This window comes from Mesorhizobium sp. P170090 (assembly GCF_057786115.1).
Map to the genome: position 1 here is coordinate 3,909,510 of NZ_JBYNWH010000001.1, position 15,514 is coordinate 3,925,023.

General features: G+C 63.4%; 13 protein-coding genes and 1 pseudogene. 7 read left to right on the forward strand and 7 right to left on the reverse strand.

Annotated features, from left to right (window positions below; all coding sequences use genetic code 11):
* Positions 1-12: 12 nt before the first annotated feature.
* Genes AC3EML_RS18875 through AC3EML_RS18885 form a run of 3 tightly spaced genes read right to left on the reverse strand, consistent with a single transcriptional unit; the run spans position 13 to position 3,022 of the window.
* Positions 13-1,053, reverse strand: coding sequence for a sugar ABC transporter substrate-binding protein (locus tag AC3EML_RS18875; protein ID WP_023684845.1), 1,041 nt, complete (start codon positions 1,051-1,053; stop codon positions 13-15).
* A gap of 41 nt (positions 1,054-1,094) precedes the next feature.
* Positions 1,095-1,859, reverse strand: coding sequence for an ATP-binding cassette domain-containing protein (locus tag AC3EML_RS18880; RefSeq protein ID WP_023669142.1), 765 nt, complete (start codon positions 1,857-1,859; stop codon positions 1,095-1,097).
* Positions 1,856-3,022, reverse strand: a complete 1,167-nt coding sequence (locus tag AC3EML_RS18885; protein ID WP_352520242.1) for an ROK family transcriptional regulator — start codon at positions 3,020-3,022, stop codon at positions 1,856-1,858. The genes AC3EML_RS18880 and AC3EML_RS18885 overlap by 4 nt, the downstream gene beginning before the upstream one ends.
* Before the next feature lie 212 nt (positions 3,023-3,234).
* Here AC3EML_RS18885 and AC3EML_RS18890 point away from each other — a divergent pair, with 212 nt between their 5' ends.
* Positions 3,235-4,416 (forward strand): M24 family metallopeptidase, encoded by a 1,182-nt coding sequence (locus AC3EML_RS18890; RefSeq protein ID WP_023748552.1) that lies wholly within the window; start codon positions 3,235-3,237, stop codon positions 4,414-4,416.
* Between the two features lie 47 nt (positions 4,417-4,463).
* Here AC3EML_RS18890 and AC3EML_RS18895 read toward each other — a convergent pair.
* The 3 genes and pseudogenes from AC3EML_RS18895 to AC3EML_RS18905 form a co-directional block, all read right to left on the reverse strand.
* Positions 4,464-4,721, reverse strand: a pseudogene (locus tag AC3EML_RS18895) (ABC transporter permease); the annotation flags it as partial.
* Positions 4,722-4,814: 93 nt separating this feature from the next.
* Entirely contained in the window at positions 4,815-6,098 is a 1,284-nt protein-coding gene (locus AC3EML_RS18900) for a M23 family metallopeptidase (RefSeq protein WP_023690221.1), read from the reverse strand.
* Between the two features lie 165 nt (positions 6,099-6,263).
* A complete protein-coding gene (locus AC3EML_RS18905) occupies positions 6,264-6,731 on the reverse strand; it encodes a peroxiredoxin (protein WP_023706427.1) in 468 nt (155 codons plus the stop codon).
* Between the two features lie 184 nt (positions 6,732-6,915).
* On the opposite strand from AC3EML_RS18905, the gene AC3EML_RS18910 reads away from it, so the two are divergent.
* Positions 6,916-10,302 (forward strand): YhdP family protein, encoded by a 3,387-nt coding sequence (locus tag AC3EML_RS18910; RefSeq protein ID WP_352520243.1) that lies wholly within the window; start codon positions 6,916-6,918, stop codon positions 10,300-10,302.
* A gap of 17 nt (positions 10,303-10,319) precedes the next feature.
* On the opposite strand, the gene tyrS is transcribed toward AC3EML_RS18910, so the two are convergent.
* On the reverse strand, positions 10,320-11,573 hold the full coding sequence (gene tyrS / locus AC3EML_RS18915; RefSeq protein WP_023669134.1) for a tyrosine--tRNA ligase: 1,254 nt from the start codon (positions 11,571-11,573) through the stop codon (positions 10,320-10,322).
* A 254-nt stretch (positions 11,574-11,827) separates the two neighbouring features.
* Here tyrS and AC3EML_RS18920 point away from each other — a divergent pair, with 254 nt between their 5' ends.
* The 5 genes from AC3EML_RS18920 to AC3EML_RS18940 are packed head-to-tail and all read left to right on the forward strand — an operon-like array spanning position 11,828 to position 15,506.
* Positions 11,828-12,562, forward strand: coding sequence for a glycosyltransferase family 2 protein (locus AC3EML_RS18920; protein ID WP_023694104.1), 735 nt, complete (start codon positions 11,828-11,830; stop codon positions 12,560-12,562).
* Positions 12,555-12,887, forward strand: a complete 333-nt coding sequence (locus AC3EML_RS18925; RefSeq protein WP_023669132.1) for a lipid-A-disaccharide synthase N-terminal domain-containing protein — start codon at positions 12,555-12,557, stop codon at positions 12,885-12,887. The genes AC3EML_RS18920 and AC3EML_RS18925 overlap by 8 nt, the downstream gene beginning before the upstream one ends.
* Positions 12,888-12,926: 39 nt before the next feature.
* Positions 12,927-14,570: an ArnT family glycosyltransferase gene (locus AC3EML_RS18930; protein ID WP_352520244.1), complete on the forward strand. Its 1,644-nt coding sequence runs from the start codon at positions 12,927-12,929 to the stop codon at positions 14,568-14,570.
* A 30-nt stretch (positions 14,571-14,600) separates the two neighbouring features.
* Positions 14,601-15,056 carry a phosphatase PAP2 family protein gene (locus tag AC3EML_RS18935; protein ID WP_352520245.1) on the forward strand — a complete coding sequence of 152 codons (456 nt, stop codon included), beginning with the start codon at positions 14,601-14,603 and terminating at the stop codon, positions 15,054-15,056.
* A gap of 3 nt (positions 15,057-15,059) precedes the next feature.
* Complete coding sequence (locus tag AC3EML_RS18940; protein WP_352520246.1) at positions 15,060-15,506, forward strand: phosphatase PAP2 family protein; 447 nt, start codon at positions 15,060-15,062, stop codon at positions 15,504-15,506.
* Positions 15,507-15,514 lie beyond the last annotated feature (8 nt).

Consider the following 15,514-nt stretch of genomic DNA (forward strand, 5'->3'; position numbering starts at 1 on the left):
TTCGCTAGGCGACTATTCGACAGACTTGATCGTGTCCGTCGGCGGCTTCTGGTTGCCCCAGAAGGCCGGATTGTCGACGTTTTCCTTGGTGATGGCGGCGCCCGGGATCTTGATGTTGGGGCCCCAGCTCTCCTTGGTCACGGTCGACTTCAAGCCGAGCACGTCATACTCGCCAGGCTTGATTTCCTGCTTGCCGGCGATCTTGTCCATGAACATCGCCACGGCCGCGGCCTGCGCGTAGAGCGGCTGCTCGACTTCGACATTGAGCCAGCCCTTGCGGATCAGGTCGAGACCGACCGGAGCGCCGTTCGAGCTCATCAGCATGACGTCGCCCGGCTTCTTGCCGGCGGCCTCGAGCGAGGCGACGGCTGCGACCGACAGGTGCGCGGCATGGCTGAAGATCAGGTCGATATCGGGGTTGGCGAGCATCTGGTCGGCAACGATCGTGCCGGCGTTGCTGGCTTCCCATTGCATGGCCGGCAGCGAGATGATCTTGACGTCAGGAAACGCCTTCAACTTCTCCTCGAAACCCTTCTGGATGTCGAGCGTGTAGGGATCGCCGGGATCGCCGAGCACCTGCAGGATCTTGCCCTTCACAGAACCGTTCTTGGCGGTCAGAAGCTTTTGCGCCTGCTCGGCGGCGACGTAGCCGATCTCGACCGTGCCCGCCACCGAGGTGAAATCGGACGGGGTCGAGGTGATCTGGCGGTCGAACTCGACCACCGGGATGCCGGCCGCACGCGCCGCTTCGATGGACGGCTTCAGCGCGTTGAAATCGACGGCGGCCAGGATGATCGCCGCCGGCTTCAGCGCAATGACGTCGTTCATCTGCGATTGCTGCGCGTCGGTCTTGTTGTCGGCGTTGAGTGTTTTCACCTCATAGCCGACCTGCTTGAGGAACAGCTCCAGCGCGCTCACCGAGCCGGTCTGGAATTCATCGAGCAGGGTCGGGACCATGTAATAGACGGTGCCCTTGGTCTGGGACATTGCCGGCGTGAGCGAGGCAAGAGCCAGTGCCAGGATACCGAAGACAAGAACCAGTATTCGCTTCATGTCGTTCGCTCCTCTTTTATACCGGACGCCTCTTTTGTCCCTCAACCTGCCGGTCCGGCACCGGCAAGCGTCTCACCGGTGATCATGTTGATCACCGCATCGGGACTTGTTTTGTTGCGTGCGACATCGCCGGCCACGACGCCTTGCCGGATCACCACGATCCGGTCGGCGACCTGGAAGGCCTGTTGCATGATGTGGGTGATGATGACGACGCCGATGCCCTGGTTGGCCACTTGGCGGATCATCTCGAGACCGCGCCGCGTCTGCTCGACGCCGAGGGCCGCGAACGGCTCGTCAAGCAGCACAAGCTTGCCGCCCCAGTGCACGAAGCGGTTGAGCTCGATGGCCTGGCGTTGGCCGCCCGAGAGATGCTCGACATTGGTGCGCAGCGACGGGATGCGGGTGCCGGCACTTGCCAGCGCCTTGCCGACGACGGCCTCCATGGCGCGCTCGTCGAGGATGGGGACACCGAGAACCTTGCGAGTGATTTCGCGGCCCATGAAGAAATTGGCGACGACGTCGACATTGGTGCAGAGCGACAGGTCCTGGTAGACGGTCTCGATGCCGGCAGCCTTGGCCTCGGCCGGCGTCTTCGCCAGAAACTCCTTGCCCTCGAACAGCATGCGGCCGGAGCTCGGCTCGAGGCCGCCGGCAATGATCTTGACCAGCGTCGACTTGCCTGCGCCGTTGTCACCGAGCAGCGCCACGACTTCACCCTTGCCGATCGAGAAGCTGATGCCCCTCAGCGCATGAATGGCGCCGTAATTCTTGGTGACGTTTTCGAGTACCAGCAGCGGTTCGGTCATGCCGCCACTCCCTTGCTGTGCATGAGGTCTGGCCGGCGCTCGCGCTCGGCAATGAACATCTGGCCGAAGCGCGGCGAAAGCACACCGGACACGGCCAATGCGGCAGCGCCCCGCAGCACCGAATGCTTGCCGCCGGTCGCCACCGTCACGCGCGGTGTCTTGCGGTCGCGCCGCGCCGAGACCGAATTGGGGAACTGTCCGGCCGCGCCGACCAGCTTTTCCAGCAGGTCTGTGGGCGCAAGCCCGCCGAGGATGACGGTTTCCGGGTCGAATATATTCTCGATGGTGACGATGGCGTTGCGGAAGATCGGTGCGATCTCGGCCACCCAGGCGGCGTCGCTGATGTTGCGGCGGCGACGTGCTTCCAGCGAGAGATACCGTTCGAGGCAGCCGCTGTTACCGCATGGGCAAGGCTCGCCACCGGGAACGGCAGGGATGTGTCCGATTTCGCCGGCATTGCCCCAGGCGCCGCGCATCACCGCGCCGTCATGCACGATGACGCCGCCGAGGCCGACGCCGAAATAGAGGTAGTAGTATTCGGAATAACCGGAGCCGAGACCGTAAAGCCGTTCGCCCATGGCCGCCGCCGCCATGTCGGTTTCGAAGAAGGCCGGCAGCCCGGTCGACGCCGCCAGCCGTTCCGGCAGCGCGACATCCTTCCAGCCGGCCATGGTCGTCGGGCCGACGAAGCTCATCGACTCCACGCCGAACGGTCCAGGCAGCGCCATGCCGATGCCGAGCACGCGTCCGCCGGGCCGCAGCGCGGTCAGCTCGGGCACCATCGCGCCGATCAGCTCGAAGGCATGGTCGGGCGTCGCATGCGGCGCCTCGCGATGCATGCTCTCGATGACATCGCCGCTGAGATTGATGAGCGCCGCGTCGATCCCCAGCGGGGTGAGGTGGACGCCGACGGCATAGCCGCCCTCGGGGTTGATCCTGAGCGTCGCCGGCGGCAACCCGCGTCCGCGCGGCTCTTCGCGCAGCGACAGCACATAGCCATGCTCTTCGAGTTCGCGAACGATGGTCGATACGGTCTGGACGGTGAGGCCAACGCGGCCGGCAATGTCGCCGCGAGCTATGGGACCGTGAAGGCGGATGGACTCCAGCACGATGCGCCGGTTGTAAGGCCGCCCGAACTCCTGATTGGTTCCCCGCAGTGCCATGTCCCGCGCCCTTTAGGAAGGCTAAGACTTGCACAGGCAATTTATTCAGTCAAATGGAATTCAAAAATAATTCGGAATGGTTCCCAGACGCGGTGCAGGACCTGTCCCATGCGCCGCGCTGGCCGATTGCAGCCGGGCTGAAACCACCGCAATGGTGAATGACGTCAGGCGGGCGCGGGGCTCGCCCGACCAGTGATCCAGCAGGAAAACCGATGATCGAATTGCCTTTTGCGCGCGATGAGTACCAGCGGCGGCTCAAGAAGATCCGCGCCGAGATGGCGGCGCGTGGGCTGGAACTGCTGGTCGTCAACGATGTCGCCAACCAGCATTACATCACCGGCTATGACGGCTGGTCGTTCTACACGCCGCAGGTCGTGCTTGTCCCGATCGAAAACGAGGCCGAGCCGGTCTGGATCGGCCGCGCCATGGATGCGGCAGGCGGCTTGCTGACGGCCTGGATGAAGCCGGAGAATGTGGTCGGCTTCCCCGAGGACCACGTGCAGCGCGCCGATCGCCATCCGATGGACTGGATAGCGGCCTGCATCGTCGCCAAGGGCTGGGGCGCGAGACATATCGGCATCGAGCTCGAAGCTTATTATTTCTCGCCGAAGGCGCATGCCCGGCTGGTCGCTGGCCTGCCCAATGCGAAATGGCACGACGCCGATCTCCTGGTGAACTGGATCCGCGCCGTGAAATCCGCTCCGGAAATTGCCTACCTGCGCAAGGCGTCGACCTTGGCTGAAGCAGCTGTTGCGCGGGCCTTCGAAGTCATCGCGCCAGGTGTGCGCGAATGCGATGCGATTGCCGCGATCCAGGCGGCGCAGATCGCCGGCAGCCCGGACTTCGCCGGCGACATCACGGCACTGCCGCCGACCATCCTCGGCGGCGAGAATGCATCGGCTCCGCACATCATGTGGAGTGACCGGCGGTTCGGAAAGGACGAGACGATTGCGCTCGAACTTGCCGGCGTCTGCCGCCGCTATGCCGCAGGCCTCGCCCGAACGATGCAGCTCGGCAAGACGCCGGCCCGTGTCGCCGACACCGCAAAGGCGGTGATCGAAGGCATGGATGCGGTGCTCGACGCGGTCAGGCCCGGGACCACAGCCGAAGCGGTCGAGGCCGCATGGCGCAAGGTTATCCAGCGCTACGGGCTGAAGAAGGAATCGCGCATCGGCTACTCCATCGGCGTCGCTTATCCCCCGGATTGGGGCGAGCACACGATCAGCCTGCGGCCCGGCGACAAGACCGCGCTGCAACCCGGCAACGTCCTGCACTCCATTCTTGGCATGTGGATGGATGGCTGGGGCATCGAGATCAGCGAGACCATTCTGGTGACCGAGACCGGCCATGAGACGCTGACCAAATTCCCGCGAGACATCCATGTCAAATCCTGACCGGTCAGCCACGACGGACGCCACCGCGACCCGCCTGACGCATCTGCTCAATATTGGATCGTCCGGCGCTCGATCAGCACCACAAGACAAAACAGGACGATCGACAGGCCCGATGACAGCACGATCGCCGCGTAGAGGCGGTCCGACTGGTAGTTGAAGGACGCCTGGACGATCAGCGCGCCAAGTCCTTGGTCGGAGCCGATCCATTCGCCGACAATGGCGCCGATCACGGCGGTGGCCGAGGCAATCCTCAGCGATGAGAACAGCATCGGCAAAGCGCGCGGCAGCCGCAGGCTCCAGAACGTGACGCCGGAGCACGCGATGTCGGATTGCCAAACAACAGGATGGTACAACGGGTGAAGGAGGCGGGGGCGTGCAACCAGCCGCCTGGCTTGACCCTACAGATACTGCTCGACCTTCTTGCCGACGGTCAGGAAGCGCAGCGGGTCGATGGCCTCGCCATTGTGGCGGACTTCGTAGTGCAGGTGCGGGCCGGTCGAACGGCCGCTGCTGCCGGTTTTGCCAATGATGTCGCCGGCTGCGAGTTTTTGGCCGACGGCAACGTCGATCTCGCTCAGATGGCCGTAGCGCGTGGCAAAGCCGTTGCCGTGATCGACCTCGACCATGCGGCCATAGCCGCCGTTCCAGCCGGCCTTGGTAACGATTCCGGCCGCCGTGACCTTGGCTGCCATGCCGACCGGCGCGCGGAAATCCATGCCCGAGTGCAGGGCAGCGGTGCCGAGGATGGGGTCAGTGCGCACGCCGAACGGGCTGGTGACGGAGTGGCCCGGCGCCGGGTTGGCGAGCGGCAGCCGCCGCGCCTCTTTCTTCAACTGGTCGAGCGTATCCAGCGCCTCGTCCAGTTCCTTGACCTTGCTGTCGAACATCATCGAGCTGTCAAGCGGGATCAGCGGTCCGCCGACATCGCTTTCGTTTTTGCCGAAATCACTGTCGACCGGCAGACCGGCCGCTTCCAGCGCCTGGGTGATGGCATCGGCGTTCTTGTAGGCGTTGTCGGCCAGGGTTTCGATGCGGGTGAGTTGCTGGCTTTCGATAGCCTTCAGTGAATCATTGATCGAGACGAACAATTTGTCGGCACGGTCCGCAGCCGTTTCGCTGGGCAGCGGATCGGAACGTGTCGACCACAGCGAGAATGGCCTGGTGTCGCCCGAACCAAGGCTGGCGACCGAATAGGCGAGTGGCTCGCCGCCAGTCAGTTCGGCATGTTCGTCGGGTTTTGTTGTCGCTGCGGCATCAGCGGTTGGCGGCGTCCCGACCTCGTTTTCGGCCCGCTCGAGAATCGGGCCGAGGCGGCCATGGCGCTGGCTGAGCTGGCTCTGCCGCTCGATCAATTCGCTGACCTTGGTCTCCATCAGTTTCTGGTCGAGAAGCTGGCGGCTGGTGATGCGGTCGACCTGCGCGCGAAGCGCCGAGATGCGATCCTCATAGGCCTGCTGCATGCGCGCCTGCCGGGCCGTGGTGGCGCCGATCAGATCGTCGCGCAGCACGAGATAGGAGGTCGCCAAGAGATAGCCGATGGCGATCGCCGCCAGTGCCGAGCCGAGAAAGGCGACGAGCCACGGCCGGATGGTGAAATGTCGTATTTCATTGCCCCGCGCAATGATGACCGTATGCGGCTCCTTGCGCCTGCCGAAGACCGCTGACTGACCGGTTAGGTTCACGGGACCAAGCTTTCGTTACGACACCAACGAAGCCCGATTACACATTATTAGGGTTAACAAAGTTTTGCCGTTCGCGGGCGCGCTAGTGACCAACGGTGTCAGCCAACCGCATATATGTCTTATGCCCCTAATGCACTGCGCGGCGTTGGCCAGATCGGTGGCGCCTCAGAGCGCGCGGACCGCCTCCAGCACTGCTTCGGCATGGCCTTTCACCCGGACCTTGCGCCAGATCCCGGCGATCCGCCCGTCCTTGCCGATCAGGAACGTCGCCCGCTCGACGCCCATATAGTTGCGGCCATACATCGTCTTTTCGACCCACAGATTGTAAGCCTCGATCACCTTGCGCTCCTCGTCGGCAACCAGGTCGACGGTGAGATCGTATTTGGTTTTGAACTTGTCGTGCTTCTTCACGCTGTCCGGCGACAGGCCGATCACCACGGCGCCGGCCTTTTCGAACTCCGGCTTCAGCTGCGAAAAGCTGATCGCCTCATTGGTACAACTTGTGGTGTCGTCCTGCGGATAGAAATAAAGTACAACGGGCTTCCCCCGCATCGAGGCAAGGCTGATCGAGCCGCCGCCGTCGCGCGGAAGATCGAATTGCGGCGCAACGTCGCCAACGTCGAGATCAGCCATATCGATGCCCTTGTTTGAGGTTACGCGGCCCTAAATCAAAGAGATAGAGCATGATGTCTGGACAAACGGAAACCGTTTGTCCGAGAAAACCGCCTCACACTTTTCGGCATCATGCTCTAGCCTGCGTCGTTATAGTGTCGGGCGGGGATTCGTCCACGATCGAATTCGCACAACGGAAAATTGCGTGGATCAGGAAGAACCGCAGCACGAGAAAATCCGGTTCAGGCGTGACGAGATCACCGACCTGGGGGCTTTCCCGTCCGCTTGCCGCGTGCCGCCGCTCGGCAAGGCACGGATCGGCCGCGGCTTTCGCATCCTTGCCCGGCTGTTTGCCGGCATTGGAGCCCTTGTGCTGCTGGCGGCGGCCGCCGTCTACGTCATCGGCGCCACCGGCATCGGCAGCGAACGGCTGCGGTTGGAAGCCGAAACGGCGATCGAGAAACTGGCCGGTTTCGACGTCAAAGTCGCCGTCGGTCCTGCCAGCCTGACACTTGACGGATCGAGCTTCATTGCGCTGCAGGTCAAGGATGTCAGCGTCGAGACGGCCGACGGCAAGCCGATGGCCGATGCCGGGCGCGTCCGCTTCGGCATCCGGCTGGTCCCGCTGCTTTCGGGCGAGGTTCGGCTGACCAGCGCCAGGATTTCCGACGCCCATATCGTCACCGCGGCAATGCCGTCGGGTGGTGACTGGATAGCGCGCCTGCGCAATCAAGACGGTCTCATCGATCCGGAAAAACTGGCCGCCGTCGTCTTCAGTGACGTCAATCGTGCACTCGATGCCGTGCGCGAGGATTCGATGCGCCGCATCGATCTCAAAAATGTCGCGTTCGAGCTGCCCGAGGCCGGATCGGTCAAGCTGGTCACGATCGCCAACGCCACGGTGCTGCAGTCAGGCCCCGGCAGCATGGAGTTCTCGTCCGAGGCGGATGTCGATGGCCGCGCGCTCACCGTCACGGCCACCGCCACCCGCGATACGAGCTCGATGCGCGTTACCGCCTTGAACGCCGCCATCGACATGGCGGATGTCGCGGAGACAACGCCGGCGGCCGGCGGGCGAACCGGCGCGATGGCTTTGAAGCTCACGGGATCCGAAGGCTCGGGCGAGACCGATTCGCGGCTGACGGGCTCGCTGTCGCTAACCGGCTCGGTGCTCGACCTCGGCACACGCGGGCTGTTGCCGGCCGATGTCGATGTCGACGCCGCCCTTGTCTCCGGCTCCAACAAGATCGATGTCGGCAGGCTGGTTCTAAAGACCGGGCGCTCGGCGTTCAATTTCGCCGGCTCGATCGGGCCAAAGCCGTCGACCGGCGCGGCCGGCGAGGAGCCTTCCTATCGTTACGACCTGACCAGCGACGGCTCGACGCTGGCGCCTTCGGAATCGCCCGAGCCGGCGCTGAATTTCTTCGCCCGCATCGCCGGCGTCTATCAGATCAAGAGCCGCAAGCTTGTCGCCGACCAGATCGGCATCAGGTCGGGATCGGGGAGCGAAGTGCTGGGAACCGCTGCGGTTTCCTTCATCGACAACGGACCGCCGGGTATCTCGGTGTCGCTCAACGTCCACGACATGGCGGTCTCGCACGTCAAGCAATTGTGGCCCTGGTTCTCGGCCAAGAACGCGCGGCTGTGGGTGCTGCAGAACCTGTTTGGCGGCCGCGTCGTCGATGCCAGCCTGCAGTTCCAGGTCGTGCCGGGGCGTCTCGGCAACGGCGTGCCGCTTTCGGCCGACGAGGTGTTCGGCCGCTTCCAGGTCGAGGGCTCGCGTTTCGACACCGCCGGCCGCATCCCGCCGATACGCGATGCCGTCGGCGTCGTTTCCTTCCACGGCAACGATGTCGACGTCGCGCTGTCGTCGGGCAGCGTCTATATGCCGAGCGGCCGCACCGTGGCGGCAAGCAATGGCACACTGTCGGTAAAGGCGGCAAACCACCCGCCGGTGATCGGCGCGCTCGACATCGACGTCGCCGGCGAGGCGCCGGCCATCGCCGAACTTGCCTCCTACGAACCGATCAACGCCATGCGCCATGTCGGCATCTTGCCGGACGACCTGTCGGGCACGGTGACCGGCCACGTCAAGGCCGACATTCCGTTGCAATCCGGCGTCGACACGTCGAAGCTCGATTGGCTGGTATCGCTCGACTACAAGGACCTGTCGCTCGCCAAGCCGTTCGAAGGCCAGATGGTGACCGATGCCGACGGCTCGATCGAAGTCGGGCCCGGCAAGGCGGTGATCTCTGCCAAGGCGCGGCTGAACGGCATTCCAGCCGAGCTCGATCTGGTTGAGCCGCTCAGGGATGGCGGGCCGCCGCGCAGCCGCAAGGTGGCGCTTGTGCTCGACGACAAGACGCGCGCCATCGCCATGCCTGGCCTGTCGCCGCTGATTTCCGGCACCATCAAGGTGACAATCGACAAGAGCGGCGAAGGCGGCAGCCAGAACGTCGACGTTGACCTGACGAGCGCCAGGCTGGACATTCCCTGGGCAGGCTGGAGCAAGGGGCCGGGCATTCCCGCCAATGCCACTTTTACCATGAGCAAGTCCGGCGATACCACGACGCTGTCCGACTTCGACCTCGACGGAAAGAGCTTTTCGGTCGAAGGCGATGTCGTCCTGGTCAAGGGCGCGCTGTCTTCGGCCCGCTTCAGCAAAGTCGCCTTGAACCGGGGCGACGATGTCGCCGTGACGGTGAAGCGGTCGGGCAAGGGCTTCGCAGTCGATGTCAGCGGCAACGCGCTCGATGCCCGCTCGCTGATCAAGCAGTTCACCTCCGATGTCGATACCGCCACCAAAACCACCGGCACGGACGCGGTTTCGGTCAGCGCCGACGTCAATTCGCTAAGCGGGTTCCATGACGAGGTCCTGTCCAATTTGAAGCTCGACTACAGTGCCGCCGGCTCCAGGGTGAACAGGCTCAAGGTCAGCGCCGCGGCAAGTTCCGGCGCCGCCATCACCATCAGCAATACGGCAGGCAATGGTGCTCGCGCGCTCACCATGCAGTCGGCCGACGCAGGCGCCATATTGCGCTTCCTCAACATCTACGAGCATATGGAAGGCGGATCGATCACGCTGGCGCTCAGCGGCGCAGCCGACGGCCCGATGCGGGGCCAGGTCGATTCGAGCAACTTCTTCATCGTCAATGAACCGAAGCTTGCGTCGATCGTATCGACCACGCCAACCGGCGACAGCCGCAGCCTGAACGAAGCGGTCAAGGGCAAGATCGACACCTCGCGGGTAAAATTCGAGCGCGGCTTTACCGAGATCGACAAGGGGTCAGGCTATTTGAAATTGGCGAATGGCGTGCTGCGCGGCCCGCGCATCGGCACCACCTTCCAAGGCACGCTCTACGACCAGAACAACAATATGGACATGACCGGAACCTTCATGCCGGCCTATGGCCTCAACCGCATCTTTGGCGAGTTGCCGTTGGTCGGCGTTCTGCTCGGCAACGGCCGCGACCGAGGCCTGATCGGCGTCACCTACCGGCTTAAGGGCAACGCCAACAAGCCGGTGCTGGACATCAACCCGCTATCGGTAATCGCGCCGGGCATTTTCCGGTCGATCTTCGAGTATCGCTGAGGATCCCAGAAGACGGCTCAGGCAGGCCGCACAAGCACGTGCTTTTTCTTGCCCACTGAAAGCTTTGCGACGTTTTCCGGACTCAAATCCTGAGGCGTCACCATCCGCCGGTCGTCCGCCACCGGCTGGTCGTTGAGGCGCACGGCGCCGCCCTGGATATGCCGGCGCGCCTCGCCGTTCGACCCGGCAAGGCCCGCGGTGACCAGCAGCGACAGGATGCCGATGCCAGCTTCCAGCGCTGCGCCATCCACCTCGACGCTCGGCAGGGTTTCGGCCGTCACGCCTTCCTCGAACGTCTTGCGCGCGGTTTCCTCGGCCGCGAGCGCCGCCTCGCGGCCGTGCACGATGGCCGTGGTTTCTGTGGCCAGCACCTTCTTGGCCTCGTTGATCTCCGAGCCGCCAAGGGCGGCCAACCGCGCGATCTCCGAAAGCGGCAGCCGGGTGAAGATCTTCAGGAAGCGCTCGACGTCGGCATCCTCGGTGTTGCGCCAGTATTGCCAGAAATCATAGGGCGAGAAGAGGTCGCCGTTCAGCCACACCGCGCCCTTGGCCGATTTGCCCATCTTGGCGCCCGACGATGTCGTCAGCAGCGGCGTGGTCAGCGCATAAAGCTGCGGCGTGCCCATGCGGTGGCCGAGATCGACGCCGTTGATGATGTTGCCCCACTGGTCCGAACCGCCCATCTGCAGCCGGCAGTCGTGGCGGCGGCTGAGCTCGACGAAATCATAGCCTTGCAGGATCATGTAGTTGAATTCGAGGAAGGACAGCGACTGTTCGCGCTCGAGCCGCAGCCTGACGCTGTCGAAGGTCAGCATCCGGTTGACCGAAAAGTGGCGGCCGACATCGCGCAGGAACTCGACATAGTTGAGCTTCATCAGCCAGTCGGCATTGTTGACCATGATGGCGTCGTTGCCAGTGTCGCCGAAGCGCAGGATGCGGCCAAAAATTCGCTTGATGCCCTCGATGTTGGTGGCGATCGCCTCGGGCGTCAAAAGGCTGCGCTGGTCGTCACGGAAGGACGGGTCGCCGATCATCGAGGTGCCGCCGCCCATCAGTGCGATCGGCCGGTGGCCGGTCTCCTGCATCCAGTAGAGCATGGTCGCCGATATCAGATTGCCGATGTGCAGGCTGGTCGCCGTGGCGTCGTAGCCGACATAGGCGGTCACGGTTTCCTTCGCGAAAAGTTGATCCAGCCCGGTCTCATCCGAAATCTGGTGGATGAAGCCGCGCTCGCTCATGACGCGCAGGAAATCGGACTTGAAGGCGGGCATTGTTTCTTCCTGAAAGCGCCGGGTCCGAACGGCCCGGCATGGCCTGAACGCGGGCGTTTAGCATCCAAGCGCGTCAAGCAAAAGTGGTTTCCGATTTTGCGCCGGCATGGACAGCCTATTCTGCACTGCCGCGCATGCTTGCTTCATCCTGTCGGCTGGCGTAATGAGGCGCCGCGCCAACGGGTTCGATCCGCTGGAACGGCACCGCACGGCATCCACCGAATGCCATATCTTGTGACAGAGCCCGACGCGATATGCCGGACGCATTGATATCCATCGTCATTCCCTGCCGCAACGAGGCGGCGAACCTGCCGCTGCTGATCGACGAGATCGAGGCGGCGATGACCGGGCGCGACTTCGAAATCATCGTCGTCAATGACGGTTCGACTGACGACACCGCTTCGGTGCTTGCCGCTGAAGCCGCCACACGTCCGTTTCCGCTTCGGCAGCTTCGGCACGAAAAATCCGCCGGCCAGTCGCTTTCGGTGCGCTCGGGCGCCTGGGCGGCGCGCGGCTCGATAATCGCCACCATCGACGGCGACGGCCAGAACGACCCGCAATATATCCCCGTGCTGGTCGATGCGCTGCGTCGGGCAGGGCCCGATTTCGGCGCCGCGCAGGGGCAGCGGTTGAAGCGCCGCGACAGCAAGATCAAGCAATTGGCATCGCGTTTCGCCAACTGGCTGCGCGGCGCGATCCTGCATGACGACACCCGCGACACTGGCTGCGGCTTAAAGGCGATCCACACCGATATCTTGCGCAAACTGCCGTTTTTCGACGGTACGCATCGTTTCGTTCCGGCGCTTGTCATCCAGGAAGGCTACCGCGTCGTCCATTGCGACGTCGTCGACCGCTCCCGCCGCCACGGCAAGTCGAATTACGGCATCTTCGATCGCGGCCTGCAGGGCGCGCTCGATCTCGCCGGCGTCTGGTGGCTTCGGCGCCGGCGCCGCAGAATGCCAAAGGTAGAGGAAATCACGCATGGCTAACGTGTTTCAGGAATTGGCGACCTGGCTGCACCAGGTTTTCGTCAAGCAGTTCGACGCCTGGGTTCTGCTCGGCTTCGTTGCCCAGTTCTTCTTCACCATGCGCTTCCTGGTGCAGTGGATCGCTTCGGAAAAGGCCAAGCGCAGCGTCGTGCCGATCGCTTTCTGGTTCTTCTCGCTGTTCGGCGGCGGGCTGCTGCTGGTCTACGCCATCCAGCGTGAGGATCCGGTGTTCATCGCCGGCCAGGCCATGGGCATGGTGATCTATGTCAGAAATTTATGGCTCATCGCCAATGAGCGCAAGGCGGCGATGACCAAGGTCGACTGAGCCACCAGTCCCGCCAAATCCAGTCTGTCCGGTGTCGAAATGAGCAGGAACTACATCTTTCTCTTCCTGTTCAGCCTGATGATGACGGCGTCGGGACTGGCCTCTTTGCCGCCGCTCGACCGCGACGAGCCGCGCTTCGTCCAGGCGACCAAGCAGATGAGGGAGACCGGCGACTATGTCGACATCCGCTTCCAGGACGCGTCGCGCTACCAAAAGCCGATCGGCATCTACTGGCTGCAATCGGCGGCGGTGACGCTGAGCGGCGAGGGGGCACAGGCGCCGATCTGGATCTACCGGCTGATCTCGGCGCTGGGCATCGCCATCGCCGTCGTCGCAATCGCCTGGACCGGGGCCAATCTGTTCGGCGCCAATGCCGGTCTTGCCGCCGGCCTGGTCATGGCGGCGATTTTCGCCACCGCCTTCGAAGGCCGTGACGCCAAGACCGACGCGATGCTGCTTGCCTGCTGCGTTCTGGCGCAAGGCGCGCTGGCGCAGATTTATCTGGCATCGCGCCGCAACGAGCCTGTCGCCGGCCATCTGCCGTGGATTTTCTGGGCTGCGCAGGGCGCGGCTATCCTCATCAAGGGGCCGATTGCACCGCTGCTGTCGGCGCTGACGGTGCTCACGCTGGTTGCTTTCGAGCGCGACTGGCGCTGGCTGGCGAGGCTGAAAGCCGGGCGTGGGCTGATTCTGGTGCTGTTGATCGTGCTGCCTTGGCTCGCCCTCATCACCTGGAAGAGCAACGGCGCCTTCCTGCAGCAGGCCGTCGGCAAGGATATGCTCGGCAAGGTCGCGCAAGGCGAGGAGTCGCACGGCGTTCCGCCGGGCTTCTACGTGCTGACCTATTGCCTGTTCATGTGGCCGTTCGGCCTTGTGGCGCTCGGCGCCGGACTGCAGGCGCTCAACCGATTGCGCGACGATCCGCGCCTGCGTTTCTGCCTCGCCTGGTACGTTCCGTTCTGGCTCGTCTTCGAATTGATCCCGACGAAACTGCCGCATTATGTGCTGCCGGCCTATCCCGGCATGGCCCTGCTCATCGGCTGGCTTTTGACGCTGACGCCGCAAGAGGCAAATGCGCCGCTCAGGCGCTGGCAGACATGGCTGTGGTGGGCGACCGCATTCGGCACCGTTCTGGTGACAGTCGGTCTCGCCGTGCTTTGCGTCGGTGCGCCGATCTATCTCATGAAGACATTTTTATGGTGGAGCGTTCCGGCCGCCGCGGCAGCATTGGGCGCCGGCTACCTCGCTGTTTCGCGCCAGACGCTGGTGCCGCTGGTCCGCATCGGCGGGGCTGCGGTTTGCGCCGGTATAACCTACGCCCTGCTGTTCGGTGTCATCGTGCCGTCACTGAAACCGATTTGGATGAGCCGGGAAATCGAGGCTGCGGTTCGCGCCGATCGTCCCTGTGAGATGAGCGTGCTCGCCTCCGCGCAATATCACGAACCGAGCCTGGTATTTCTGGTGGGCACAAAGACGGTACTGACCGATGTCGACGGGGTTGCGCAACATCTGCTTGGCGATCCGGCCTGCGCGCTGGGCCTGGCGCCGGTCGGCGATGAAAAACGGCTGGATGACCTGCTGGCAGGGCAAGGCAAGAAGGCCAGCCGCGTCGCCGAGATCGACGGCATCAACTATTCGTCAGGTGATAAATTGTCGCTCGGCCTGTACCGTGTGGCGAACTGATAGCTCTTCAATGATCGCGCCGAGCTCCGCATGTTGATGAAGTCGCCATCGCCGGCGCGTGCCGCTTTGCCTGCCATGCTCCGGCAGTCTGTCGCTAATTTCCGCGATACTTTCGGGATTGTACGGCATCGCCTGGCGACGCGCCCGGCGCGCTACCCGAAAATCCTGTGGTCGGTCTGGGTTGTGGCCTGGCTTTTGCTGACGATCGCGGTGTCGCTCCGTTTCGACCATCTTGCAGGGACCATGGCGAGGGAGTGGGCTTCAGGCTCGACCAATGTCTTCCGCATCGCCGAGTTTTTTACCTTCTTCGGCCTAGGCGGCTGGTATCTTGTCCCGTCGGTATTGGTGCTGATTGCCGCGAATCTGACGGATTGGCGCAGCCTTTCCCGGCGCGCGCGGATGACCTTCTACAACTGGACCTGCTTTGCTTTCATGGTGCTGGGTTCGATCGCACTCTCGGCCATGGTCGTCAACGTGCTGAAATAAGGCGTGGGCAGAGCCAGGCCGATGAATTTCGACAAGCTCGGCGATCTGTCGCTGCATCCTTTTTCCTTGGAGGCGCGCTTTGCCAGCTTCCCGTCCGGCCATGCCACGACCATGGGCGTCATTTTCGGCATTGCACTGCTGTTGTTGCCCCAGCGCAGATGGGTGCTGCTGGCAGCAACCTTGTCGGTCGCATCGACCCGGATCTTTATCGGCGCGCACTACCCGAGCGACACTGTCGCCGGATTCGGCCTTGGCTGTGCTGTTGCCATCGTCTGCGCGATGGTGCTTGGCCGGCTGGGATGTATCTTCCGCTACACGGCGTCGGGGTTGCCGGTGGCAAAAACTACGTTCCGCCTATTCCGTCGGGCTCGCAAACCAAACCAAAACGATGCGCCGAGACAAGACGAATTTCCGCATTGGAGCAGCGCCGGCAAGCAACTGAATTGCTGACGCCTTTG

Excerpts from the sequence above, each read along its gene's own strand:
- AC3EML_RS18875 (WP_023684845.1), bottom strand. The coding sequence starts at position 1,053 with ATGAAGCGAATACTGGTTCTTGTCTTCGGTATCCTGGCACTGGCTCTT.
- AC3EML_RS18880 (WP_023669142.1), bottom strand. The coding sequence starts at position 1,859 with ATGACCGAACCGCTGCTGGTACTCGAAAACGTCACCAAGAATTACGGC.
- AC3EML_RS18885 (WP_352520242.1), bottom strand. The coding sequence starts at position 3,022 with ATGGCACTGCGGGGAACCAATCAGGAGTTCGGGCGGCCTTACAACCGG.
- AC3EML_RS18890 (WP_023748552.1), top strand. The coding sequence starts at position 3,235 with ATGATCGAATTGCCTTTTGCGCGCGATGAGTACCAGCGGCGGCTCAAG.
- AC3EML_RS18905 (WP_023706427.1), bottom strand. The coding sequence starts at position 6,731 with ATGGCTGATCTCGACGTTGGCGACGTTGCGCCGCAATTCGATCTTCCG.
- tyrS (WP_023669134.1), bottom strand. The coding sequence starts at position 11,573 with ATGCCCGCCTTCAAGTCCGATTTCCTGCGCGTCATGAGCGAGCGCGGC.
- AC3EML_RS18920 (WP_023694104.1), top strand. The coding sequence starts at position 11,828 with ATGCCGGACGCATTGATATCCATCGTCATTCCCTGCCGCAACGAGGCG.
- AC3EML_RS18925 (WP_023669132.1), top strand. The coding sequence starts at position 12,555 with ATGGCTAACGTGTTTCAGGAATTGGCGACCTGGCTGCACCAGGTTTTC.
- AC3EML_RS18930 (WP_352520244.1), top strand. The coding sequence starts at position 12,927 with ATGAGCAGGAACTACATCTTTCTCTTCCTGTTCAGCCTGATGATGACG.
- AC3EML_RS18935 (WP_352520245.1), top strand. The coding sequence starts at position 14,601 with ATGTTGATGAAGTCGCCATCGCCGGCGCGTGCCGCTTTGCCTGCCATG.